This is a genomic window from Acidovorax sp. 69 (assembly GCF_002797445.1).
In the GTDB taxonomy this organism is placed as follows: domain Bacteria; phylum Pseudomonadota; class Gammaproteobacteria; order Burkholderiales; family Burkholderiaceae_C; genus Acidovorax.
Genome location: NZ_PGEP01000001.1, coordinates 1 through 22,467, shown reverse-complemented (window position 1 = coordinate 22,467; position 22,467 = coordinate 1). Strand labels below are relative to the sequence as shown.

Below are 22,467 nucleotides of genomic sequence, written 5' to 3'. Positions count from 1 at the left end.
GCTATCAAAAAAGAAGCGCCGCAAGCGGCGCTTCGTCTGTGGATTCAGCCGCGTCGTCGTGCGGTCACAGTGCGAAAATTTTGCCCGGGTTCAGGATGTTCTTTGGGTCCAGTGCCCGTTTGATGGCGCGCATCATGTCCACGGCGCCGGCGCCGGTTTCGTCCAGCAAGAAGCCCATCTTGTGGATGCCTATGCCGTGCTCGCCCGTGCAGGTGCCGCCCATGCTCAAGGCGCGGGCCACCAGGGTGTTGTTCATGGCTTCGGCCTTGGCGCGTTCTTCGGCACTGTGGGGGTCGATGAGGTAGCCAAAGTGGAAGTTGCCGTCGCCCACATGGCCGACGAGGAAGTAGGGGATGCCGCTGGCTTCCACCTCGTCGACCGATTCGAGCAGGCAGTCGGCCAGGCGGCTGATGGGCACGCAGGTGTCGGTGCTGATGGCGCGGCAACCAGGGCGGCTTTGCACGGCGGCAAAGTAGGCGTTGTGCCGCGCGGTCCACAGGCGCGTGCGCTCTTCCGGCGTGCTGGCCCATTCAAAGGCCTGGCCGCCAAATTCGCTGGCAATGTCTTGCACCAACTCGGCCTGCTCTTTCACGCTGGCGGGTGAGCCGTGGAACTCCATCAGCAGCATGGCTTCTTCGCGCAAACCCAGCTTGCTGTGGGCGTTGACCATGCGCACCGTGTGATGGTCGATCAGCTCCACACGCGCAATCGGTACGCCCAACTGGATGGTCTGGATGGTGGTGCGCACGGCAGCCTCAATGCTCGGGAAGGAGCAGATCGCGGCCGATACGGCTTCGGGCAACGGGTACAGGCGCACGGTGATCTGCGTCATGATGCCCAGCGTGCCCTCGCTGCCCACCATCAGGCGCGTGAGGTCGTAGCCCGCGCTGCTTTTCTTGGCGCGGGTGCCGGTGTGGATGACTTCGCCGCTGGCCGTGACCACCTCCAGCGCCAGCACGTTCTCGCGCATGGTGCCGTAGCGCACGGCGTTGGTGCCACTGGCGCGCGTGGCGCTCATGCCGCCGATGCTGGCGTCTGCACCGGGGTCGATGGGGAAGAACAGGCCCGTGTCCTTGACGGCCTCGTTGAGCTGTTTGCGCGTGATGCCAGGCTGTACCGTCACGGTGAGGTCTTCAGCGTCGATGCTGAGCACCTGGTTCATGCGGCTCACGTCGATGCTGATGCCGCCCTGCACGGCCAGCAGGTGGCCTTCCAGCGACGACCCAGCACCGTAGGGGATCACAGGCACGTCGTACTGGCTGGCCAGTCGGACGGCGTCGGCCACGTCCTGCGTGCTCTCGGCAAACACCACGGCCGATGGGGGCGGTGCCTGCAACGAGCCTTCATCACGCCCATGCTGCTCGCGCACGGCCTGGGCCAGTGAGCACCGCGCACCAAAGCGTGCCTGCAGCGCTTCGATGAGTGCCTGTGGCACATCGCGCAGGTGGATTGCGGGGAGCAGATGGGCGGCGGCGGTGGGGGCGTTCATGCGGTGTCTCCGGTGGGCGGCTGGTGGTGAAAGATTTTAGGTGGAAGGGGGCGCAAGCGCTGAAAGCGTGCGGTCGAGCCTTCCACATCCTTCCCCGGGTATGCCCTGATGGGCGGGTGGGATCTGGTTATTTACATTACGTTTGAAATGTATATTGTTATCACGCCATGAGCCTCCGTGTTTCCCCTCAGGTGCGTGCGCCGCGCCGCACGCACGCAGAGCGCAGCGCCGCCACGCAGCAGCACCTGATCGCCACCGCCATTGAGGTCATTCAGAGCCGCAGCCTGGAGGAGATGTCCATCCATGAGTTGGCCAAATCGGCTGGCATGACCTCTGGGGCGGTGCAACACCACTTTGAGTCCAAGGCCGTGCTCATGATGCGCGTGCTCAGCGAACTCATCGAATCGGGCGTGCAGGGCGGGCAGCTGTGGCCTGCCGCAACGCTCAACGCCCGCGATCGCGCGCACCAGTTTGTGCAGGCGGCCTGGGCCTTGGTCTATGCGCAGCCCCGCTTCATCGTGGCGTGGAACATCTACCTGGGGTGCCGCAACCAGCCCGATGTGCTGGCCCACATTGCCCAGCTGCGTCAGGCGTTGCACGCGCGCATGCAGGAGGGTTTTTTTGAGGCCTTTCCTGAGTTGGCGGATGCCCCCGACCGTACCGGGTTCCTGGGACTGGTGTTTTCTTCGCTGCGGGGCATGGGCATGTTGCAGCTTTTTTCGCCCGCGGCCGAAAGGGCCGTGCAAGCCGCGCAAGAGGCCCAGCTGGCGTGCCTTGCCGATCTCATCGCCTCGCGCTGCGAGCGCGCATCGGCAGCCCCCACGGCCCGGGTCGGCCGGCGCCGGGCAGGCGTTTGACCCCACACACCGCTGCCGCTTTGGCCTTATCTACCCTCAAATAAACAGGAGACAGTCAGCATGAATATTTTCTCTCGCGGCACTTTGCGGCCTTCGTCCACCGCCTGGTTCGCGGGCGCCTGTGTGTTGCTGGCGGGTGCGGCGGGCGCACAGCCGGCGGCTTATCCGGCCAAGCCCATCCAGCTCATTGCGCAGCAGCCGCCTGGCAGCGGCTCGGACGCCATGACACGCGTGTGGGCAGATTGCGCCGCCCGCGAGTTGGGCCAGGCCGTGGTGGTGCAAAACAAGCCGGGCGCGAATGGCATTTTGGCGGTCAACTACCTCAAAAGCCAACCTGCCGATGGCTATAACCTGCTGAGCATCGGCATGTCGCAGATGAGCATCACGCCCTACGTGTACAAGCAGCAGCCCTACGACCCGCTGCGCGACTTCGACGGCGTCGCTGTGTTGGGCACGTCGCCTTTGGTGCTGGCCGTTCCGGCCGGGCTGGGCATTGCGAAACTGGCGGATCTGGAGAAAGTGGCCCGCGCCACACCGGGTGGAATCAACTTTGGATCACCGGGCAAGGGCAGCCCCGCCCACTTGCTCACCTCGGCGCTGGTGGAGCGCCTGGGCATACCCGGCACGCATGTTCCCTTTGTGGGCGAAGGGGCGGGTCTGACTGCGCTGATGGGGCAGCAGATCCATGCAATGACCTTGGTCATCGGTACGGCGGCTGCGCAGGTCAAGGCAGGCAAGTTGGTGCCGCTGGCTTTGTTTGGTGCGCAGCGCTCGCCATTGCTGCCGGATGTACCCACGATTGCCGAAGCCCTGCCCGCTGCCAGCGATCTCGCGCGGCCCGCCTGGATCGCGGTGGTGGCCAAGACGGGCACCCCCCCAGAGCTCGTGCAAAAACTCAACGCCGTCACAGAAAAATGCCGCGCCGACGCGCAGTACAAATCGCGCCTGGAAGCCATGAACGTGACCCTCACCGGCTCGGCCCCTGCCGATGCACGTGCCTGGGCTGCGCGTGACGCGGCAGTGTGGCGCCCGCTGATCGACAAACTGGGTTTGGCGACGGAGTGACATCAACACCCCCTTGGCCCGAGGTGGTGCTGCCCCATGGCGGCCGGCTGCGCGGTGCGTGGGCCGCCGACGGGGTGCGCGTGTTCCGCGGCGTGCCCTATGCCCAGGCACCCTTCGGCGCGTTGCGGTTTGCTGCGCCCGTGCCGGTGCCGCCGTGGTCGGGCGTTCGGGATGCGTGCGACTTTGCCCCCATGGCCCCGCAACTGGCCCGCCACGCCAGGCCAGACGCTCTGCCGCTGGGGGGCGAGGACTGCCTGGCGGTGAATGTGTGGGCCCCTGCCTGCGAGCCCGGTTCGCGGCTGCCGGTGATGGTGTGGGTCCATGGCGGTGGTTTTTTTCGGGGGGCCGCGAGCGACCCTTTGTACGACGGCACTTCGTTTGCGCGCCAAGGTGTTGTGTGGGTGTCGTTGCAGTACAGGCTGGGAGTCGACGGATTTGTGCAACTGGACGGTGCGCCTGCCAATCGGGGGCTGCTGGACCAGTTGGCTGCGCTGCAATGGGTGCAGCAAAGCATCGCCGCCTGGGGTGGCGACCCCGCGCGGGTCACGGTGTGTGGCCAGTCTGCAGGGGCCGGGGCGCTGGCCTGTCTGCTTGGCATGCCCGCATCGCGGGGGTTGTTTTCGCAGGCCATTCTGCAAAGCCCCAGTGTGGCCTGCCAGACCATGGACGAGGCCGCTGCCGCGCGCGACGCGGTGGCCCAGCTGGCGGGCGTTGCGCCCACGCGGGCAGGGCTGCAGCAGGCACCCCTGAAGGCCCTGCTGCATGCCGTGCACCGCCTGGCCGCCGAGCCCGCACTGCGTGCCCAGCATGGGTTGGGGGGGCGCAATTTCTTCCCCTTGCGCCCGGTGGTGGATGGACAGGTGCTGCAGGCACCTCCGCTGCAGGCCATGCGTACGGTGTGGATGGAACACCCTGCGCTGCTGCGGGTGCTTGTGGGGAGCAATGCCGATGAAATGCACCTGTATCACGTACCCGGCGGTGCCATCGACCGCGTGACCGACGCGCAAGTACAGGCCTTCGCGCAGGACGTGGGCCTGCCCTTGCAGGCATTGCAGACCTATCGCGCGCACTGGCCGGCTGAGCGCGAACCCTCGCCGGGCGAGCTGCTTTCCGCGCTGCAGTCCGACTACTACTATCGCGTGCCCGCGATGCGCATTGCCAGTTTGGCCAGCGACGCCGCAATGGCCACCTACCGGTACTCGTTCGAGTGGGCCTCACCCCAGTGGCGCGGGCGACTGGGCGCTGCACACGCTGTCGAGCTGCCGTTTGTTCTGGGCAACCTGACCAGTGCCCAAGGCCTGGAATTCACCGGCCCTTCCCCCCGGAGGATCTGCGCGACGCCATGCACGGTGCGTGGGTGCAGTTCGCATGCCAGGGTTCACCGGGCTGGCCGCCGCACGTGCCTGACCATCCCGCAGCCCAGGTATTCAACGCGCCCGGTCGCTGTGTAGCGGGCCCCGCAACGGCCCGTGACGCGGCCTGTTTTGCCGTGTGGGATGAACTGTTGTAGGCCGATGCGGGCTATGCCAGCACGTTGGCCAGCAGTGCCGAGTCGCCCTTTTCTTGCAGCGCGCTCACGTTGGGGTACGAGCCGTTGGCGCGTGGCACTACCACCAGCGTGTGCACCGAGGTGCTCGACAGGCTGATTTGCGTGGTGTAGTCGAACAGCACGTTGCTCTGGTCGTTTTTGGTCGTGATGCGGATGCGGTAGGTGCCTGAAGTCACGGTGCTGAAGTCGCTCAGCTCGCCGTAGGCCGTGACGGTGGCTGTAGGGCTCAGTCCGCTGAGGCTGGTGGTGTTGGTGATGTAGAGGTCCAGGCCGCCAAGGTTCTCTGCGGCGTGGAACAGGCGCACCTTGACCTTGCCGCTGTCGGCACTGGCGTTGGATTCGGCAAAGAAGCGGAACCGCAGGCTGTTGGCCAGGGAGCCGTAGGCCAGCACGCTGGTGTAGGTGTCTTCTTCCAGTGCGCGCGTTTCGGTGAGCTGGGCCGACGAGCCACCGCCGTTGTACAGCGCAAACTGCGTGGATTCGGCATCCACCGTGCGCCAGCTGGTGACGGCGCCACCGTTGGAGAGTTTGGAGACCTCCTGCGTACTGCCCAGGTAGAAGTCGGCCTGGGTGTCATCCACCGTGGCGTTGATGAAGCGCACGCTGGCCTCGCTCGCAAAGGCGCCGCCGCAGCCCGTCAGTGCCAGCAAGCTGCTGCCCCCCACCAAACCCAGTGCAGATATCAGCAGATGGCGGCGGCCGGGGGCCTGTAGATGTGCCGCAGGGGCTGCTTGCTTGGAATGGGACACGGCGTGCTTCCTTGTAGGGTTGTGGGTGCAGGGGGCAAAACTGGTGCAGAGCCTACGGAGGGATTGGGGAGATCGCGTATGGCTTTGGTAAAGAAGCACCAAAGCCGGGTAAAGCCAGGGCGGGAATGGCGCGCCACCTATCTGTGTTGCACCGGTTGGAGGCGTGTGGCGTTGGGTGACGCGCCACTGTGGTGCATCTGGCTTGTATACCAGTTGGCACGGAACCTGCGTTGCTGCAGGCAATGACCACCGCCACCGACATCAGCAATCGCATCATCGAAGCCGTGATGGCCCAGAAGCTGGCCCCCGGTTCGCGCTTGGGCGAGCAGCAGCTGGCCATGTTGTTCGACTGCAGCCGCACCATCGTGCGCGAGGCGCTCACGCGGCTGTCCACGCGCGGCATCGTCACCGTGAGTGCCCGGCGCGGCTGGTATGTGATCGAGCCCTCGGAAGACGAGGCGCGCGAGGCCTTCGAGGCGCGCCGCGTGATCGAGCTGGGCCTGCTGCACCAGCTCAAGACGGTGGACAAGGCGGCTGTGCGCCAACTTAAAAACCACTTGCAGCGCGAGAAGGCGGCCTTGGCGGGCAGCGACGTGGGTGCCCGCAGCTTCCTGCTGGGCGACTTCCACGTGTGCCTGGCCGAATGCCTGGGCAACAGCCTGCTGGCCGACACGCTGCGCGACTTCACCGCGCGCACCACGCTGATCGCCATGCTCTACCAGTCGTCGCACGATGCGGCGCAGTCTTGTGCCGACCATGTGCGCATCGTCGAGGCCCTGGAGGCCGGCGACATTGCCCGCGCCGAGGCGCTCATGTCTGAACACATCGGCACGGTGCAGTCGGCCCTGCGCCTGCAGGCCAGCACCGACCCACTGGCCGAACTGCGCGACGCCCTGGCACCCGTGCGCAAGAGCACCGGGGCCACGCCTGCCGACGCACCGGTACCCACCGCACCGGCCAAGGCCCGCGCCACACGCAAGGCGGCCGCCAAGCAACCCGTTCCCCCACCGTCAGACGACGCATCCACCTACCTAGGAGCCCTGCTATGACCCCCCGCGCATCCACCCACCGCCGTTCCACCCTGGGCCTGCTGGCCGCCGCTGGCCTGTGGGCCGCACTGATGGCGCCCACTGCCCACGCGCAGAACGCGCTGGACAACATCCTCAAGGCCAAGGAAATCAAGATCGCCATCCCCACCGACTACCCGCCCTACGGCTTTGTTGGCACCGACCTCAAGCCCCAGGGCCTGGACGTGGAGATGGCCAACTACATCGCCGCCAAGATGGGCGTGAAGGTCGAGCTGATCCCCGTGACCAGTGCCAACCGCATCCCCTACCTGCAGACGCAGAAGGCCGACCTGGTGATCTCCACCCTGGGCAAGAACCCCGAGCGCGAGAAGGTGATCGATTTCACGGCCGCCTATGCACCGTTCTTCCAGGCGGTGTTTGCGAGCAAGAGCCTGTCGATCAAGAGTTTTGCCGACCTGGCGGGCAAGTCGGTGGCCGTGACACGCGGCGCCATGGAAGACCAGGAGCTGGCCAAGGTCGCGCCCGCCGGCGTGGACGTCAAGCGCTTCGAGGACCATGCCGCCAGCATCTCGGCCTTTGTGTCGGGCCAGACGCAGGCGATTGCCACCAGCGCATCAACGGCCGGCACCATCATGGTCAAGAACCCCAACCTGGCCACCGAGTACAAGCTGCTGCTCAAGGACAGCCCCAACTTCATCGGCGTAGCCAAGGGCGAGGACAAGCTGCGCCTGCGCGTGAATGAAATCATTGCCGAAGCGCGCAAGTCTGGCGACATCGACAAGCTGTCGAGCAAGTGGCTGGGCCGTCCGGCAGGCGATCTGCCCCTGTGACCGCACAGGCTGGGCCTTGGCCGAATCGATGAACGAACGAACAGGCCTGCGGCGCGACAAGTGCTGCAGGGCAACCGCATGCTGATTGCGCTGGATTTCTCTGCCGTGCTGTCGTCCTGGCCGTTGCTGGTGCGCGGCGTGTTGTGGACCATCGGACTCACCCTGGTGGGCACGGTGCTGGGCCTGCTGTTGGGAACGGCCTGTGCCTGGGCGCGCGCCCGCAACCTGGGCCCGCGTTCCGCAACCCTGCGTGGCGTCGTGGCCAGCTATGTGGAACTGGTGCGCAATACACCCTTCATCGTGCAGCTGTTTTTTCTGTTCTTCGGCCTGCCGGCGCTGGGGCTCAAGCTGTCGCCCGAGCTGGCATCGGTGCTGGCCATGGTGATCAACCTTGGCGCGTACTCGTCCGAGATCATTCGCGCCGGCATCGAGGCCACACCGCGCGGTCAGATCGAGGCGGCACACAGTCTGGCGCTCACGCCAGGCCAGACCTTTCGCCGCGTGGTGCTGCCCCCTGCGCTCATGAAGGTGTGGCCCGCGATGGTGAGCCAGATCATCATTGTGATGCTGGGCTCTGCCGTGTGTGGGCAAATCTCTACGCCGGAGCTGAGCTACGCCGCCAACCTGATCTCCAGCAACACCTTCCGTGCGTTCGAGGCCTTCATCCTGGCCACGGTGGTGTACCTGGCGCTGTCCATACTGACCCGCCGCCTGCTGATGTGGGTGGGCGCGCGATTTCTGGTGGGGAGGTAACACGCCATGGTTGATTTTTCGTTGTGGGACATCCTGCGCAACCTGCTGATGGCAGCGCGCTGGACGGTGTCTCTCTCCCTCATCGCCTTCATTGGCGGCGGCCTGGTGGGCCTGCTGTTGCTGGTGCTGCGTCTGTCCAAACTGCGTGGTGCGCAGCGCGTGGTCAGCGTCTATGTGCAGGTGTTCCAGGGCACGCCGCTGCTGATGCAGCTGTTCCTGGCCTACTTCGGGATTGCGCTGTTTGGCATCAAGACCTCGCCGTGGACGGCGGCGGCCTTGGCCCTCACGCTGTACACCAGCGCTTACCTCACCGAGATCTGGCGTGGCTGCGTGGCGTCCATCCCCAAGGGGCAGTGGGAGGCCGCGCAGAGTCTGGCGCTGAACTTTGGTGAGCAGCTGCGCCATGTGGTGCTGCCACAGGCGCTGCGCATTGCGGTGCCGCCCACCGTGGGGTTTTTGGTGCAGGTGATCAAGGGCACGGCGCTGGCGTCGGTGATCGGCTTTGTCGAGCTGACCAAGGCCGGCAGCATGATCTCCAACGCCACGTACAAACCCTTCCTGGTCTATGCCTGCGTTGCGCTTTTGTATTTTGTGTTGTGCTTCCCGGTGAGCCTGGTCGCGCAGTCTCTTGAAAGGAAACTCCATGGCAATCGCCGTTGAAACCCCGACCCCCGCGCACGACGGCATTGTGGTGGGCGAGCCACCCATCGTGGACATCACGGCGCTGCGCAAGTCCTACGGCAGCAACGAAGTGCTCAAGGGCATCGATCTCAAGGTGCAGCGCGGCGAGGTGATCGCCATCATCGGCAAAAGTGGCTCGGGCAAGAGCACCCTACTGCGCTGCGTGAACGGGCTGGAAGAGTTCCAGGAGGGCGCTCTCAGCGTTCATGGCAAGAAGCTGCTGCATGACAACCCGGCCGCCATGCGCGCGTTGCGCCAGCAGGTGGGCATGATCTTTCAGAGCTTCAATCTTTTCCCGCACCTCTCGGTAGGCCGCAACATCATGCTGGCGCCTACCTTGGTCAAGGCGCGGGATGCCGCTACGGCGGCGGCGCAGGCGCACAAGCTGCTTGAACGTGTGGGCCTGGCCGAAAAATTTGACGCCATGCCCGACCAGCTCTCGGGTGGCCAGCAGCAGCGCGTGGCCATTGCCCGCGCGCTGGCCATGGAGCCGCAGGTGCTGCTGTGCGACGAGATCACCTCGGCGCTCGACCCCGAACTGGTGGGCGAGGTGCTGCGCGTGGTGGAGTCGCTGGCGCAGGAGGGTATGACGCTGATGATGGTCACGCACGAAATGGCGTTTGCCCGCAAGGTGAGTGACCGCGTGATCTTCATGCACCAGGGACGGGTGCATGAGCAGGGCACACCCGCCCAGCTGTTTGGCAGTCCGCAGACGCCTGAACTGCAGCAGTTTCTGTCGTCGCTGCACGATTGACGGAGCGACTAAGCACGCAAAAGGGCCTGCCCACGCCCTGGAGTTCCAGCGCGGGCAGGCCCTTTTATTCTTTCTTCCTTCTTTGATCCCAGGCGTGGTGGACGCCGCGCGGTTACGCTCCGTGCGGTGTCAGGACTGAACCCCCTTGTCGAATTCGGCACGTGACAGTGAGCCATCCTTGTCGGTGTCCAACTCCTTGAAGCGCTGGCTGATGGCTGGCAGGGCGATGGCTTCCTGCGCGCTCAGCTGGCCGTCCTTGTTGGCGTCCGCGCGGTCAAAGGCTGCGGTCGCAGCGGTGGACACATTGCCGGGGCCCACGGAGAAGCCGGATCCCGCCTGGGCTGCGCCCTTGCCTTGCGGGCCGAACAAAGGGGCTGTGGAAGACGAAGTGGTCTGTGCTTGCAATGCACCCACGCCGCCCAGTGAGAGGGCCGCGAAAAGCATCACGCTGCGGGTGTCGAACGAATAAGTGCGTCGTTGCAGTGCTTTCATGGGAAGCGAAGCTCCTTCGAAGTTGAACAGGGATTCATTCCACCGCAGCAGGCCCTTGTGCGCCAGCATTCTTGCCGACTGTTGCCCTGACCAACATTTGCCTGCGTGATGTAACCGTGAGGGCCCCGTTTGTGTCGCTGTGTGGCGGTGATGTTCCAAGACGTACGTCGTCCAAGGCGCCCAGCCGTGCGGACCGGCCTGCCGTACTGGCGGAAAATCACGCATTTCCATTTCTCCCCGTGGGTGGTATCCCTGCTGCCCGCGCCCTCACTTTTTTACCAAGGCACCGCCATGGGCAACCGACTCACACAAATCGCCACGCGCACCGGCGACGCCGGCACCACCGGCCTGGGCAACAACGAACGTGTTTCCAAGGACAGCCTGCGCATCCATGCGCTGGGTGATGTGGACGAACTCAATTCCCATATCGGTCTGCTGTTGTGCGAACCACTGCCCGAAGCGGTGCGCACGCTGCTGGTGGAGGTGCAGCACCAGCTGTTCAACCTGGGGGGCGAGTTGTCGATCCCGGGGTTTGAGCTGCTCAAGCCCGCCGCCGTCCTGGAACTCGATGAGGCCCTGGCCCACCACAATGCGGCGCTGCCCCGCCTGCAGGAATTCATCCTGCCCGCAGGCACCCGCGCTGCCGCGCAGGCCCATGTGTGCCGCACGGTGGCGCGCAGGGCAGAAAGAGTGGTGGTGGCATTGGGCAGCGCAGAACCCATCAACGACGCCCCACGCCAATACCTCAACCGCCTTTCCGACCTGATGTTTGTGCTCGCCCGTGTGCTCAACCGCATGGACGGAGGCGACGATGTGTACTGGAAAAGCGAGCGTCTGGCGCAGCAGAATGCTACTGAATAGATAGCTGTTAGCGCTTGATGGGCATGCGTTAGTGCCCAATTCTTCTTAAACTCCCACTGGCATCCCAAACTGGCGCGGTCCAGGCCAGGTCCGCCGCACTGGCGGTGCTCCCGTTCCTGGAGTGCGCAGTGCGCCGAGAGAAGAGGGAAGGGGGGAAGCCGCTCAGGGGCACGTACCTTATCGCGGTGCCAGGATCGCCATCGTCAGCCGCGACACACAGGTCAGCTCGCCGTCCTCGTTCACCATCTCGATCTGCCACACATGGGTGGTGCGCCCCAGGTGCACCGGTCGCGCCGTGCCTGTGACCCAGCCGCTGGTGGCTGAGCGCAGGTGGTTGGCGTTGATGTCCAGGCCCACCGCGTTGTGGCCCACAGGGCTGGCGTAATAGGCGCCAATCGATCCCAGTGACTCTGCCAGCACCACGCTCACCCCGCCGTGCAGCAGGCCAAACGGTTGTTTGGTGCGATGGTCCACCGGCACCCGGCCGCGCACGAAGTCATCACCCAGCTCGGTGATTTCGATGCCCAGGTGCTGGGCGGCGGTGTTGTGGTTGGCGGCGTTGAATTCAGCGAGGTTGGCGGGTTTTTTCCAGATGGGCATGGCGGTCTCAAAATGGGGCGGGGATAGAGGCAGCACACTACCGCGTAGCGAGCGGTCTCCATAGAATGCTGGGTTCCCCCGGGGGTCGGCGGCTTGCCGGGTCAGCATGCAGGTTCTCCCTGCATGTCCGGGTTGTGCATTGTGCGTTTTTCCCGGAGTCGGTTTCTCATGCAGCGTCGCCAGTTTGTCACCCTTGCCTCCCACACCACCGCCGTTCTGGCTGCCCCCGTGTTCATGCGCAACGCATGGGCGCAAGAGGGGGGTATCACGGGCAAGACGCTCACCATCGGCTGCTCGGCCGCTCTCAGCGGCCCCTTGGCGGGCTTTGGGCAGGATATCAAGCAGGGCGCCGAGGCGGCTCTGGCACACATCAACGGCCGGGGTGGCGTACACGGCCGCACACTGCAGTTCAACATGGTGGACGACGGCTACGTGCCCCAGCGCACCACCGACAACATCAAGCAGATCATCGGGCAGGGCAGCGCCTTTGCCCTGCTGTCTTGTGTGGGCACACCCAACAACACGGCCATCCTGCCGTTGATCGAAGAGGCAGGCATCCCTTATGTGGCTCCGCTCACCGGCGCTTCGTCGCTGCGCAAGGGCGGGCGCAACGTGTTCCATGTGCGCGCCAGCTACACCGACGAGGTGCGCCGCCTGGTGCAGCGCCTGGCGGGCATGGGGCTCAAGGGCATCGGTGTGGTGTACCTCGACAACGGCTATGGTCGCGAGATGCTGGAAGACGCCACCCGCTCGTTGGCCGAGCAAAACATCAAGCCTTCTGTCCAGGCCGCTCTGGCCACCGATGGCAAGAACCTCGCAGACGTGTTGGCCAAGGTGGCCGAGGCCCGACCCGCTGCGGTGTTGCTGGCCACGGCAGGTTCGGCATCCATCGAGCTGGTGCGTGGCATCAAAAAGACGGTGCCGGGTGTGCTCATGGCCGGCGTGAGCGTGACGCTGACCAGCGATGGCCTCAAGCAACTGGGCGACGCAGGCAGCGGCATTGCCGTGACCATGGTCATGCCCGACCCCAACCGCGCCAAGACCCAATTGGTGCGCGATTACCAGGCCGCCATGCGCGCCAAGGGACAGCCGGATTTCACGCTGGGGAGCCTGGAGGCCTACGTCAACATGCGCGTGTTGGCCGAGGGCCTGGAGCGTGCTGGGTCAGACCCCAGCCGCGCCAAGCTGCGCACGGCATTGGCCGGCATCCGCAACTGGGACATGGGTGGTTTTGTGGTCGATTACAGCGGCCAGTCGCCCTATGTGGGCTCGCGCTTCATTGACCTCGGTGTGCTCAATGGCGCGGGCCGTTTTCTGGGGTGATCGGGGGGGTGTCCGGCGCGTTGCCGCTGCCGGGCATCCCGATGAGAACGTGACGACGTTCTCAGATAACGCTCAGCCCACGAACCGGCCGTTGGCCCCCATCACGCCCAGGTCCAGGAAGCGCGACCCCACGTACGGCGCGCCGCCTGCGTAGTCGATCGACAGGCCACCCAGGTCGTTGCTGCGAATACCGGCCAATGCCGTGCGCAGCTTGGCACGGCTCAGGTCGCGGCCCGCGCGCTCCAGGCCTTCTGCGAGCACACGGGCGTTCACATAGCCTTCAAAGCTGCGGGCCGAGAATTCCTGGAAACCGAGCGCCCGCATGGCTTTTTGGTAATCGCGCACTACGGCCACGCTGGTGCGGCCCGCGTCGGGCAACACCATCGACAGCGCAATGCCCGATGCCTTGCCACCCAGTTGGCGCAGGTTGTCGCCCGAGAGTGCCACGCTGGTGGCCGCCAGCGGGGTGCTGGGCGAGACTTTCTTGAACTCATTGACCAGCGTGGCGGTGATGTCACCCGCTGTGCCCAGCAGCACGGCGGTGGGCTTGGCGGCCACGGCCTTGCCCACCACGTCGGCCACCTGCGCACCTTGCGCATCGAGCTTGAAAGCCTTGGGCGCCGGCTGTTTGGCCGCAGCCATCGCCTTGTTCACATCGGCCAGAAACTCACGGCCAAACGCCGTGTCCTGGTACACGATGGCCAGGTCGGTGATGCCCATCGAGACCAGTTTTTGGGCCAGGCGCTGGGCTTCGTCGGTGTAGCTGGCACGCACGTGGAACACCGATCGGTACTCGGCCTTGCGCAGCGACGTGGCGCCGCTTTGGGGGGCCACGTAGGGGATCTGGGCTTCGTCCACCAGCGGCAGGATGCGCTGGTTGTTGGCCGTGCCCATGCACGAGATCAGCGACACCACGTTGGCATCGGCAATGAGCTTGCGCACGTTGTCTTCAGAGCGCGCGGCGTCGTAGCCGTCGTCCATGGCCAGCAGCTTGATCTCGCGGCCGTGGATGCCGCGCGCATTGGCCTGTGCAAAACCGGCGTCCAGGCCCTGCTTGAGTTCTTTGCCCAGGCTGGCCAGCGCACCACTGGTGCCGAGCGAGCAGCCAATGGTCACGCTCTTGGCGTCCATGGGGTCTTGCACGCCCACGGCGCGGGACAGGTCAGAAAGGAGCAGGCCCGCACTGGCGGCCACGATGGATTGGGTGAACTGACGGCGTTGCATGGTGAAGAAAAACTCGCAGACAAAAAGCCACCAGCCCCGGGTGGGGGCTGGTGGAGGTGAATAAGAGCAGGTCGATAGACCTAGGGATAACCCTTATTTTACCGAGTGTGTGTGACAAATGCCTGTCGCCTATGTTGACTGCCTCCCTCATGGTGAGAGGCTTTCCGCGCCACTGGCGGTGTTGCCCCCTCCGGGAACGTGCACGCAGAGCCACAGGGGGCTTCAGCCCTTCCTCATGGACCCTGTCTCCACATACCGCTGGTGCCACGACAGCGCCTCGCCCAGCAGGTGCGGGGTGTGCTGGCCCACGGCGCTGCGTTTCGCGCGCGCTACGTAGTCATGCAATGCCGGGCGGAAGTCCGGGTGGGCACAGCGGTCGATGATGATCTCGGCGCGCTGCGTGGGCGAGTGGCCACGCAGGTCGGCCAGGCCCTGTTCGGTGACGAGGATCTGCACATCGTGCTCGGTGTGGTCCACATGCGACGCCATGGGCACGATGCACGAGATGCTGCCGTTCTTGGCCAGCGAGGGCGTCATGAAGATCGACAGGTACGCATTGCGCGCAAAGTCGCCCGAGCCACCGATGCCGTTCATGATGGCCGAGCCCATGATGTGCGTGCTGTTGACGTTGCCGTAGATGTCGGCCTCGATCATGCCGTTCATGGCGATCAGCCCCATGCGGCGGATCAGCTCGGGGTGGTTGCTGATCTCCTGCGGGCGCAGCACGATGCGCTGCTTGTAGTAGTCGATGCGGTCGTTGAAGTCCTGCATGGCCGCAGGGCTCAGCGACAGCGCCGTGGCCGAAGCGCTCGCCAGCTTGCCCGAGCGCAGCATGTCCAGCATGCCGTCCTGCAGCACCTCGGTGTAGGCCGTGAGGTTCTCGAACGGGCCGTTGTTTAGCCCCGCCAGCACCGCGTTGGCGATGTTGCCCACACCCGATTGCAGCGGCAACAGGTCTTGGGGCAGGCGGCCTTTTTTCACCTCGTGCTGCAAGAAATCAATGATGTGGCCCGCGATGCGGTTGGAAGTGTCGTCCGGCGCTGCATACACGCTGTTGCGGTCGGGCTGGTCGGTCATCACGACCGCAATCACTTTGGACGGGTCGCAGCGCAGATAAGGCTCGCCAATGCGCTCATCGGGCCGCGTCATCGGGATGGGCTTGCGGTGCGGCGGCACATCGGTGCCATAGTAAATATCATGCATGCCCTCCAGGGCCGGGTTGTGCCAGGCATTCACTTCCAGGATGATCTTGTCGGCCTGGTCCAGCCAGGTTTTGTTGTTGCCCACCGAAGACGACGGGATCAGCCGGCCATCGGGCAGCACGCCCGCCACCTCGACCACCGCCACATCGAGCTTGCCCAGAAAACCGAACCACACGAACTGCGCCACGTGTGACAGGTGGATGTCCACATACTGCATTTGCCCGGCGTTGATCTGACGGCGCACCGTGGGGTCGGACTGGTAGGGAAGGCGCATCTCGATGCCGTCCACCTGCGCCAGGGCACCGTCGAGTTCCGGCGCGGTGGAGGCTCCCGTCCACAAGCCAATCCGAAAGCCCTTGCCCTGTGCGTTGAGGCTCTGGATGCGCCTTGCCAGTGCACCGGGAACTGCCTTGGGGTAGCCGGCGCCGGTAAAGCCGCTCATGCCCACATGGGCGCCCGCCGGGATCAAGGCGGCGGCCTCGTCGGCGGACATGGTGCGGGAGAGAAAATCGGGGTAGAGCACCCGGTGGGCCAGTGACATGTGAAAAGCTCCGCTCAAGAGAGTTGGGCCGCCTGCCCCGCAGGGAAAAGAAGGGCGACCCCAGGCAAAGCCAAAGATGTTAGCAAGCGTTCCTTACAGAACAAGGGTTAACCCTTACAAGAACATCCCCCCCTTTTTGCGGAGCAATGGTCTCATCCTTTGCGCTGCAGCAGCGCGTACAGCAGGATTGCCCCGAACGTGGCCGTCCCGATACCGCCCAGCGCAAACTGGCCGAACTTGAGCGTGAAGTCGCCCGTGCCCAGGATCAGCGTGATGGCCGCCACGATGAGGTTCTTGTTCTGCGAGAAATCCACCTTGTTGTCCACCCAGATCTTGGCGCCCGCCACCGCGATCAGGCCGAACACTACGATGGAGACGCCGCCCATCACCGGCAGCGGAATGGTCTGGATGAGCGCGCCGAACTTGGGGGAGAAACCCAACACCAGCGCAAACACACCCGCCAGCAAAAACACGGCGGTGGAATAGATCTTGGTGGCCGCCATCACGCCAATGTTCTCGGCATAGGTGGTCACGCCCGTGCCGCCCGCGCTGCCGCTGACCATGGTGGCAATGCCGTCGCCGATAAAGGCGCGGCCCATGTAGCGGTCCAGGTTCTGGCCGGTCATGGCTGTCACGGCCTTCACGTGGCCCAGGTTCTCGGCCACCAGGATGATGGCCACCGGCGCAATCAGCAGCATGGCGTTGCCATCGAACACCGGGGCCGCAAAATTGGGCAGCCCAAACCAGGCCGCATGGGCCAGCGCGGACAGGTCCATCGGTTTGCCCAGGCCCAGGCCATTGGTCAGCACCGCGTAGATGATGCTCGCCACGATCAGCCCCACCAATATCAGCAGACGCTGCACCATGCCGCGCGTGAGCACGGCCACCAGGCCCACGCTCACAAAGGTCACCACCTGCATCCAGCTGTCAAAGTTGCTGGCCGCCATGTTCTTGATGGGGATGCCCGCCAGGTTCAGGCCGATCACCGCCACCACCGAGCCCGTGACCACGGGCGGCATGAAGCGCTCGATCCAGCCCGTGCCCACGGCCTGCACCAGCACGCCGATCAGCGTGTACAGCAGGCCACACGCGATGATGCCGCCCAGTGCCACGGCCATGTTGGCGTTGGGCCCCTGGCCCGCATAGCCCGTGGCCGCAATCACCACGCCGATGAAAGCGAAGCTCGAACCCAGGTAGCTGGGCACCTTGCCGCCCGTGATGAGAAAGAAGATCAGCGTGCCAAGGCCGCTCATCAAGATCGCGACGTTCGGGTCAAAGCCCATCAGGATGGGCGCCAGCACCGTGGCGCCAAACATCGCAATCACATGCTGCACGCCCATCACCGCAGTCTGCGGCCAGGGCAGCCGCTCGTCGGGGGCAATGACACCGCCTTGTTGCAACACCTCAGCGCTTTTCACGCGCCAGTTCATGAATCCCATGTTGTCGGTTCCTTGTTGTAGAGGCGTGGATGCTAGTCGCTGAATGCGTGCGCTGCAGCCAACCGGTGGGTCGGCAGTGGCCCCGCGAAGGGTTAGGATTTGGTCCACCCCGTGTTTCGCACTGCACCGTAGAGCCGCCATGTCACCCCTGCCGTCCTGTCCTTCCTGCCGCCAGCCCATGCAGCAACACCGATTTGCCAGCAACCTGGGTGACACACTGGAGCTGGACATCTGCTTTGCCTGCCAGGGCCTGTGGTTTGACAAACACGAAAACCTCAAGCTCACACCCACCTCGGTGGTCGAGCTGTTCCGCCTGCTGCATGAGCACCGTGTGGACCAGCACCAGCCGCTTTCTGACGGCATGGCATGCCCGCGTTGTGTGCGCCCGCTGGAGAAGGGCTTCGATGTGGTCCGCAGCGGCCGCTACATGATCTACCGCTGCACGCGCCAGCATGGCCGCTTCAGCACCTTCTCATCGTTCATGATCGAAAAGGGTTTCGTGCGCCACATGACGCGCCCTGAGATCGACAACCTGGCCAAGCGCGTCGGGGCTATCTATTGCACCAGCTGCGGCGCCCCGGTGGACATCCGCAAGGACCACGCCTGCCCCCACTGCCGTGCGGCGTTCTCCCTCATCGACCCCGAGGCCGTGGTGCGTGCCATGGAAGGCTACGCCCAGGCCGGTGCACGCGCCAAGGCCCTGGCGGCAGCGCCTGCATCACCGGTGGACATCGGCGACGCACTGGTGGCCCTGGAGCGCGACCGCACTCAGGCTGAGCGCGCACGTCAGAAGCGGGCATTCACCGGCACCAGCGATGCGGATGACAGCTCCTTCACGGGGGATTTGCTGGCGGCGGGGGTGGCGCTGGTGTGGGCGTTGGTGAAAGACTAGCGGGAGTTTGTGGCTCTGTGATGGTGTGTTCCAAGCCCCGTGACTCAGGAGCTCCGTGCGCTTTGCTGAGTGGATAGACCGCAGGTCCCGTGAGTGCTGGGATGTGTGTGAGGCCCGTGTGGTGATAACGCCCTGGCTGATAGGCGCGCCCATGCAGAGATGTGGCCATGGCGCTGTGCCATCCCGGAAAGCAAAGGAGTGTGACGACGAGCCTGCAGAGACCCGGGACATGGCTGCGCAATAAGTCCTTCATCTTCTGCATATCCCGTTCACAATGAACGCCGCAGGCCTGTGCCGTGGGCCTCCCGCACCCCACACAACCGTGGCGCACTCCGCCACAGGAGGAGAGCCCCGTGCAGCAGCCCCGAAGCCGACGCCGTGTTCGATCCACCGACACCCCCACCGCCGCACCCTGCCATGACCTTGCACCCGATCGTCAGGCCTGCCTGCTGGAGCGCGCTCAACTGCAGCCCGTGCCCAGCACCTTGTTGATTCCCTTGGCGGCGCGTGCCCATGGCGGGCGCTACTTTCCCTGGCTCGATTGCCACGATGGGGTGGCAAAGGCGTTGCTGGCCCAGCTGGGCGCCGACGTCACGGCAACCCTGGATGACCTGCCCACGGTGCTCAGTGTGCTGTGGCGCACCCGGGCCATCAAGGACGCAGGGCGGGCCTTTTTTGCCGAGCACCCGCAGGCCCTGGGCGTCAACCTGGGGTGTGGGCTGACCCACCATTTTCAGTGGCTGGACACGGGGGCCAACCAGTGGCTGGATGCCGACTTGCCCGAGGTGATGGCGTTGCGCCAGCCGTTGCTGCCCCCGCGTGCGCCACGTGCGCGCCATGCTGAGGTAGACCTCGCGCAGCCGGGCTGGTGGAAACGGCTGGGGTTGCCTTCGCGCAGCAGCGCGCAGCCGGTCTTGCTGGTGTGTGAAGGCGTGTTGATGTACCTGCAGCCCACACAGGTGCATGCCGTGTTGGCCGAGTTTGCGCAGTGCGCACCGCCGGGTTCGCGCATCGTGCTGGATGTGCTGACGCGCCAGGCCGTGGGCCATGCTGCCCGGCACCCCAGCGTGGGGCCTACGGGGGCGGAGTTTTGCTGGGGCGTGGGCCGCATGGTGGAGCTGACCACTGCGCACCCGCGCCTGCGGCTGCTGCGCGAACAGAGTGCGGCGGAAGGCTATGGCTGGGCGGGCATCACGCTGGATGCGCTGTGGCGGCCCTGGCTGGGGGCGCCGGTGTATGGGGTGGCCACTTTGGCGGTGAAAGACTGATGCACCGTGAGCTGATGCTGCCGCTGCAATGGCTGCTGAGTCGGCGTCAAGGCACCTGAAGCCGTTCACGCTGCGCCTGTGTGAGCCCCGCGCGAGGCTTCGACAGGTTCAGCCCGAACCGGTGTGGACGTCCAATGATGCCGACCCGATGGAGGAAGAGACAGACCCGCCTGAGCCGCAATGGCCAGGGACCCTCTGCACGAATCAGCGTGCCGTGTGCATCTGCGGCCCCGGGCGGTCTGCCGTGTTGCAAATACTCGCAATGGCTACCGCTATTGCTACGTTTTGCGTTTTGCGTTCTGCGCCTTGCAGCCCGTCCCGATCCGCAGCGCACCCTGACCACTTGATTCGTGCACAGGATCCCTAGGTCTTGTGCAGCGCTGTCGCCTGTCTGGGCGACAGCACCCGCATCCACCGGGGCGCCTGGCCCGTGAGCTGCCCCACGATGGCCGCCTGCAGCGGAGGCAGGTGCCGGGCGCCCTGCAGCACCAGTTGCCGCAGCAGGCGTGGCACGGGGCGTGCGTCGGTGTACAGCCGCACGATGGCGTTGGTGCCCTGGTAAATGGGCCAGGCGTGGCGGTGGTGGCCCTGGGCATAGGGTGCGAGTGCGTCGGCGCTGCCCGTGTCCTGCCCCCGCTGGCGCGCGCTGACCAGTGCGGCGGTCAGCCTCTCCACCCCGGCCAGGCCCAGGTTGTAGCCATGGGCCGTGACGGGGTGCATGCCCACGGCGGCGTCGCCCAGCAGCGCGCAGCGGTGGGCTGCAAAACGCTGCGCATACACGGCCACCAGCGGGTAGGCGTGGCGATCGCCCACCAGCACCATGGCCCCCAGTTGGTCGTTGAACTGGGCCTGCACCTGGGCGGCGAATGCGTCCGGGCTCTGTGCCATCAGCGCGGCGGCGTCGGCCGCTCCTGCCGTGACCACGACCGAGCACAGGGGGAACCCATACTGCGGGTCGTCGGGCAGGGGCAGCACGGCCAGCGTGCGCTCGTAGCCAAAACACTCGTGCGCCACGCCGCCGTGCGGCAGGGCGTGGCGCATGCGGCAGACGATGACGGTGCGGCCAAAATCGGTCATCTGCGCGCCCATGCCCAACTGGCGGCGCGTGGCCGAGAAGCGGCTGTCGGCCGCCACCAGCAGCGGGGCTGTCAGGCGATGGGGCGGAGCGCCCACCGCAGAGTGCGCGCCTGCAGGGCTGGCGGGGACATGGTCCAGTTCTGCATGGCTGGCCAGCGTGGCCACGCGCGTGACCTGGGCGCTGGTGATCAGCTGTACACCCGGCGTGCGCACCGCCACGGCATAGGCGGTGCGGCGCAGCGCATGGTTGGGCACGATGAAGCCCAGCGCGCCGGGCGCGGCGCCTGCGGGGCGCCCCTGGGTGTTCAGTTGCAGCGCGCCGTGGTGGCCCAGCGGGCCGTCATGCACCTGGGCTTCGCGGATGGTGCCCACCTCATGGTCGGCCAGCAGGGCCCAGGAGCTCAGGCGTTGCAAGGTGTCGCGGCTGGGGTGGGTGAGGGCGATCTCGCGGCCGTCGGGCGCCGGTGCGGCCAGCGCGCGGTCGCTCTGCTGCTCCACCACGGTGGCGGTGAACCCGGCCTGTGCCAGGGAGATGGCCAGCGACAGGCCCGCCGGGCCTGCGCCGACGATGAGCACGTCGCTGTGGTGGGTGGTCATGGCGTGAAAAAAAAAGCGCCTGCCCCGGTGCGGGGAGGCCACGCGCCATTGTGGGTGGGCGGGCCTGGGCGGGCTTTGCCTTGCGTCAAGCCATGGCGTGACGCTGCTACCTAATTAATAGCTGCAGGCGCTTATTCATCAAGCGCTAGAAGGTAGAAATACCCAAATTTCAGTCCTTGGCCGCCTTGCGCGGGGTTTTGGTGGACTTCTTCTTGGCGGGGCCCGACTTCTTGCCCCGCAGGTGCAGCACCCAGGCGACCAGCAGCCACAGATAGCCTGCCGGAATGCTGTACGCCGCAAACGCCGCCAGCGACAGCGGCGGCGCGGTGATGGAGCGCGGGTTGGCGATGGTCTCCAGCAACTGGCGCGTGCCGGTGCCCAACGCAGGGGTGGCTTGCGGGCTGCCCGAGCGGGCCATGAGGGCCCCCATGAAGGTGAAGAACTCCATCAGCAGCGCGCCGATCAGAAAGCAGGCCAGCAGGGCCATCAGCTGCGCAAACGCCCGCCGGTTGCCCTTGGCCAGAAACACGACGGCCGACACCAGCCACAGCACGGGCAACAGCAGGACCATGGCAGGCCAGGCGGACAGGAGCATTTGCATGGGAGGAGGAGATCGTGTGTCGGGTGCCGGTCGGCTGCGTCAGGGGGAGCGGTGCCGAACATGCCCGGACAGCCGCCGCACCACAGGTGTGGGTGCGGATGATAGACGCACCCTCACGCGCCCCGGCAGCGTCTTTTGTGTCACTCTGTTTTTCATAGCTGCCAGCTCATAACAGACGGGCGCTGGCAGCATCAAAGGCGCAAAACGTTACGGTGAGGCCGGTGGCGGGGCCTTGGTGGCAGCCGGTGGCTCCACCATCTCGCGCATGCGGCGGCGCAGTGCGCGGTCGCGGCGGTCGTCGGCCTCCCAGTCGGCCTTCACGCCGCGCCACAGCGCCCATGCCATCAGCAAGATGACCAGGGTGAACGGCAAGGCGAACACGATGGTGGCGGTCTGCACCGCCTTCACGCCGCCGGCCAGCAGCAGGCTGATGGCGATGCCCGAGACCAGCACGCCCCAGATGATCTTGACGCGCGCAGACGGGTTCTCTTGCCCGCCCGTGCTCATCATCCCCAGCACCAACGTGGCCGAGTCGCCCGAGGTGACAAAGAACACCAGCACCAGCAAGGTGGCCACGAACGACATCACCGCGCCC

The 22,467-nt window shown here is 65.5% G+C and carries 22 protein-coding genes; 12 read left to right on the top strand and 10 right to left on the bottom strand.

Features of this window, described 5'->3' with window-relative positions; all coding sequences use genetic code 11:
• Positions 1-64 precede the first annotated feature (64 nt).
• Positions 65-1,489, bottom strand: coding sequence for an FAD-binding oxidoreductase (locus CLU85_RS00110; protein WP_100408508.1), 1,425 nt, complete (start codon positions 1,487-1,489; stop codon positions 65-67).
• A gap of 167 nt (positions 1,490-1,656) precedes the next feature.
• Between CLU85_RS00110 and CLU85_RS00105 the strand changes: the two genes are divergently transcribed.
• The 3 genes from CLU85_RS00105 to CLU85_RS00095 are packed head-to-tail and all read left to right on the top strand — an operon-like array spanning position 1,657 to position 4,862.
• A complete protein-coding gene (locus CLU85_RS00105; protein WP_100408507.1) occupies positions 1,657-2,346 on the top strand; it encodes a TetR/AcrR family transcriptional regulator in 690 nt (229 codons plus the stop codon).
• 60 nt (positions 2,347-2,406) lie between these two features.
• The gene (locus tag CLU85_RS00100; RefSeq protein WP_232727680.1) at positions 2,407-3,411 is read left to right on the top strand and encodes a tripartite tricarboxylate transporter substrate binding protein; all 1,005 of its coding nucleotides are present in this window, start codon (positions 2,407-2,409) and stop codon (positions 3,409-3,411) included.
• Complete coding sequence (locus tag CLU85_RS00095; protein WP_232727679.1) at positions 3,408-4,862, top strand: carboxylesterase/lipase family protein; 1,455 nt, start codon at positions 3,408-3,410, stop codon at positions 4,860-4,862. The genes CLU85_RS00100 and CLU85_RS00095 overlap by 4 nt, the downstream gene beginning before the upstream one ends.
• A 70-nt stretch (positions 4,863-4,932) precedes the next feature.
• On the opposite strand, the gene CLU85_RS00090 is transcribed toward CLU85_RS00095, so the two are convergent.
• Complete coding sequence (locus CLU85_RS00090; RefSeq protein ID WP_157803891.1) at positions 4,933-5,709, bottom strand: DUF4397 domain-containing protein; 777 nt, start codon at positions 5,707-5,709, stop codon at positions 4,933-4,935.
• Positions 5,710-5,951: 242 nt separating this feature from the next.
• On the opposite strand from CLU85_RS00090, the gene CLU85_RS00085 reads away from it, so the two are divergent.
• The 5 genes from CLU85_RS00085 (at position 5,952) to CLU85_RS00065 (ending at position 9,755) form a co-directional block, all read left to right on the top strand.
• The gene (locus CLU85_RS00085; protein ID WP_100408505.1) at positions 5,952-6,758 is read left to right on the top strand and encodes a GntR family transcriptional regulator; all 807 of its coding nucleotides are present in this window, start codon (positions 5,952-5,954) and stop codon (positions 6,756-6,758) included.
• A complete protein-coding gene (locus tag CLU85_RS00080; RefSeq protein WP_100408504.1) occupies positions 6,755-7,567 on the top strand; it encodes a transporter substrate-binding domain-containing protein in 813 nt (270 codons plus the stop codon). The genes CLU85_RS00085 and CLU85_RS00080 overlap by 4 nt, the downstream gene beginning before the upstream one ends.
• A 78-nt stretch (positions 7,568-7,645) precedes the next feature.
• Entirely contained in the window at positions 7,646-8,320 is a 675-nt protein-coding gene (locus tag CLU85_RS00075; protein WP_100412283.1) for an amino acid ABC transporter permease, read from the top strand.
• A gap of 6 nt (positions 8,321-8,326) precedes the next feature.
• Positions 8,327-8,980: an amino acid ABC transporter permease gene (locus tag CLU85_RS00070; protein WP_100408503.1), complete on the top strand. Its 654-nt coding sequence runs from the start codon at positions 8,327-8,329 to the stop codon at positions 8,978-8,980.
• Entirely contained in the window at positions 8,964-9,755 is a 792-nt protein-coding gene (locus CLU85_RS00065) for an amino acid ABC transporter ATP-binding protein (RefSeq protein ID WP_100408502.1), read from the top strand. The genes CLU85_RS00070 and CLU85_RS00065 overlap by 17 nt, the downstream gene beginning before the upstream one ends.
• Before the next feature lie 129 nt (positions 9,756-9,884).
• Here CLU85_RS00065 and CLU85_RS00060 read toward each other — a convergent pair whose 3' ends face one another.
• The gene (locus CLU85_RS00060; RefSeq protein ID WP_100412282.1) at positions 9,885-10,247 is read right to left on the bottom strand and encodes an EF-hand domain-containing protein; all 363 of its coding nucleotides are present in this window, start codon (positions 10,245-10,247) and stop codon (positions 9,885-9,887) included.
• Between the two features lie 291 nt (positions 10,248-10,538).
• Here CLU85_RS00060 and CLU85_RS00055 point away from each other — a divergent pair, with 291 nt between their 5' ends.
• Entirely contained in the window at positions 10,539-11,108 is a 570-nt protein-coding gene (locus CLU85_RS00055; protein ID WP_100412281.1) for a cob(I)yrinic acid a,c-diamide adenosyltransferase, read from the top strand.
• A gap of 177 nt (positions 11,109-11,285) precedes the next feature.
• Here the strand turns inward: CLU85_RS00055 and CLU85_RS00050 are convergent, their stop codons facing one another.
• On the bottom strand, positions 11,286-11,708 hold the full coding sequence (locus tag CLU85_RS00050; protein ID WP_100408501.1) for a hotdog fold thioesterase: 423 nt from the start codon (positions 11,706-11,708) through the stop codon (positions 11,286-11,288).
• A 168-nt stretch (positions 11,709-11,876) separates the two neighbouring features.
• Here CLU85_RS00050 and CLU85_RS00045 point away from each other — a divergent pair, with 168 nt between their 5' ends.
• The gene (locus tag CLU85_RS00045; RefSeq protein ID WP_100408500.1) at positions 11,877-13,031 is read left to right on the top strand and encodes an ABC transporter substrate-binding protein; all 1,155 of its coding nucleotides are present in this window, start codon (positions 11,877-11,879) and stop codon (positions 13,029-13,031) included.
• 72 nt (positions 13,032-13,103) lie between these two features.
• On the opposite strand, the gene CLU85_RS00040 is transcribed toward CLU85_RS00045, so the two are convergent.
• From CLU85_RS00040 to CLU85_RS00030, 3 genes are all read right to left on the bottom strand, one after another.
• On the bottom strand, positions 13,104-14,255 hold the full coding sequence (locus CLU85_RS00040; protein WP_100408499.1) for an ABC transporter substrate-binding protein: 1,152 nt from the start codon (positions 14,253-14,255) through the stop codon (positions 13,104-13,106).
• Positions 14,256-14,477: 222 nt separating this feature from the next.
• Entirely contained in the window at positions 14,478-15,998 is a 1,521-nt protein-coding gene (locus CLU85_RS00035) for an acetyl-CoA hydrolase/transferase family protein (RefSeq protein WP_100408498.1), read from the bottom strand.
• A 152-nt stretch (positions 15,999-16,150) separates the two neighbouring features.
• Complete coding sequence (locus CLU85_RS00030) at positions 16,151-17,437, bottom strand: solute carrier family 23 protein (protein ID WP_100408497.1); 1,287 nt, start codon at positions 17,435-17,437, stop codon at positions 16,151-16,153.
• A 139-nt stretch (positions 17,438-17,576) separates the two neighbouring features.
• Here CLU85_RS00030 and CLU85_RS00025 point away from each other — a divergent pair, with 139 nt between their 5' ends.
• On the top strand, positions 17,577-18,329 hold the full coding sequence (locus tag CLU85_RS00025; protein ID WP_100408496.1) for a zf-TFIIB domain-containing protein: 753 nt from the start codon (positions 17,577-17,579) through the stop codon (positions 18,327-18,329).
• Between the two features lie 353 nt (positions 18,330-18,682).
• Positions 18,683-19,597: a class I SAM-dependent methyltransferase gene (locus CLU85_RS00020; protein ID WP_100408495.1), complete on the top strand. Its 915-nt coding sequence runs from the start codon at positions 18,683-18,685 to the stop codon at positions 19,595-19,597.
• Between the two features lie 363 nt (positions 19,598-19,960).
• On the opposite strand, the gene ubiM is transcribed toward CLU85_RS00020, so the two are convergent.
• The 3 genes from ubiM to CLU85_RS00005 form a co-directional block, all read right to left on the bottom strand.
• A complete protein-coding gene (ubiM, locus tag CLU85_RS00015) occupies positions 19,961-21,271 on the bottom strand; it encodes a 5-demethoxyubiquinol-8 5-hydroxylase UbiM (RefSeq protein ID WP_100408494.1) in 1,311 nt (436 codons plus the stop codon).
• A 169-nt stretch (positions 21,272-21,440) separates the two neighbouring features.
• Positions 21,441-21,872 (bottom strand): hypothetical protein, encoded by a 432-nt coding sequence (locus CLU85_RS00010; RefSeq protein ID WP_100408493.1) that lies wholly within the window; start codon positions 21,870-21,872, stop codon positions 21,441-21,443.
• A gap of 207 nt (positions 21,873-22,079) precedes the next feature.
• Positions 22,080-22,467, bottom strand: a 388-nt coding sequence (locus tag CLU85_RS00005; protein ID WP_198509118.1) for a BCCT family transporter, incomplete at its 5' end; no start/stop codon positions are given.

Bases quoted from the DNA above. Each gene is read 5' to 3' on its own strand.
- CLU85_RS00065 (WP_100408502.1), top strand. From the start codon at position 8,964: ATGGCAATCGCCGTTGAAACCCCGACCCCCGCGCACGACGGCATTGTG.
- CLU85_RS00025 (WP_100408496.1), top strand. From the start codon at position 17,577: ATGTCACCCCTGCCGTCCTGTCCTTCCTGCCGCCAGCCCATGCAGCAA.
- CLU85_RS00055 (WP_100412281.1), top strand. From the start codon at position 10,539: ATGGGCAACCGACTCACACAAATCGCCACGCGCACCGGCGACGCCGGC.
- CLU85_RS00105 (WP_100408507.1), top strand. From the start codon at position 1,657: ATGAGCCTCCGTGTTTCCCCTCAGGTGCGTGCGCCGCGCCGCACGCAC.
- CLU85_RS00110 (WP_100408508.1), bottom strand. From the start codon at position 1,489: ATGAACGCCCCCACCGCCGCCGCCCATCTGCTCCCCGCAATCCACCTG.
- CLU85_RS00085 (WP_100408505.1), top strand. From the start codon at position 5,952: ATGACCACCGCCACCGACATCAGCAATCGCATCATCGAAGCCGTGATG.
- CLU85_RS00045 (WP_100408500.1), top strand. From the start codon at position 11,877: ATGCAGCGTCGCCAGTTTGTCACCCTTGCCTCCCACACCACCGCCGTT.
- CLU85_RS00060 (WP_100412282.1), bottom strand. From the start codon at position 10,247: ATGAAAGCACTGCAACGACGCACTTATTCGTTCGACACCCGCAGCGTG.
- CLU85_RS00080 (WP_100408504.1), top strand. From the start codon at position 6,755: ATGACCCCCCGCGCATCCACCCACCGCCGTTCCACCCTGGGCCTGCTG.
- CLU85_RS00010 (WP_100408493.1), bottom strand. From the start codon at position 21,872: ATGCAAATGCTCCTGTCCGCCTGGCCTGCCATGGTCCTGCTGTTGCCC.
- ubiM (WP_100408494.1), bottom strand. From the start codon at position 21,271: ATGACCACCCACCACAGCGACGTGCTCATCGTCGGCGCAGGCCCGGCG.
- CLU85_RS00050 (WP_100408501.1), bottom strand. From the start codon at position 11,708: ATGCCCATCTGGAAAAAACCCGCCAACCTCGCTGAATTCAACGCCGCC.
- CLU85_RS00035 (WP_100408498.1), bottom strand. From the start codon at position 15,998: ATGTCACTGGCCCACCGGGTGCTCTACCCCGATTTTCTCTCCCGCACC.
- CLU85_RS00100 (WP_232727680.1), top strand. From the start codon at position 2,407: ATGAATATTTTCTCTCGCGGCACTTTGCGGCCTTCGTCCACCGCCTGG.
- CLU85_RS00075 (WP_100412283.1), top strand. From the start codon at position 7,646: ATGCTGATTGCGCTGGATTTCTCTGCCGTGCTGTCGTCCTGGCCGTTG.
- CLU85_RS00040 (WP_100408499.1), bottom strand. From the start codon at position 14,255: ATGCAACGCCGTCAGTTCACCCAATCCATCGTGGCCGCCAGTGCGGGC.
- CLU85_RS00070 (WP_100408503.1), top strand. From the start codon at position 8,327: ATGGTTGATTTTTCGTTGTGGGACATCCTGCGCAACCTGCTGATGGCA.
- CLU85_RS00030 (WP_100408497.1), bottom strand. From the start codon at position 17,437: ATGGGATTCATGAACTGGCGCGTGAAAAGCGCTGAGGTGTTGCAACAA.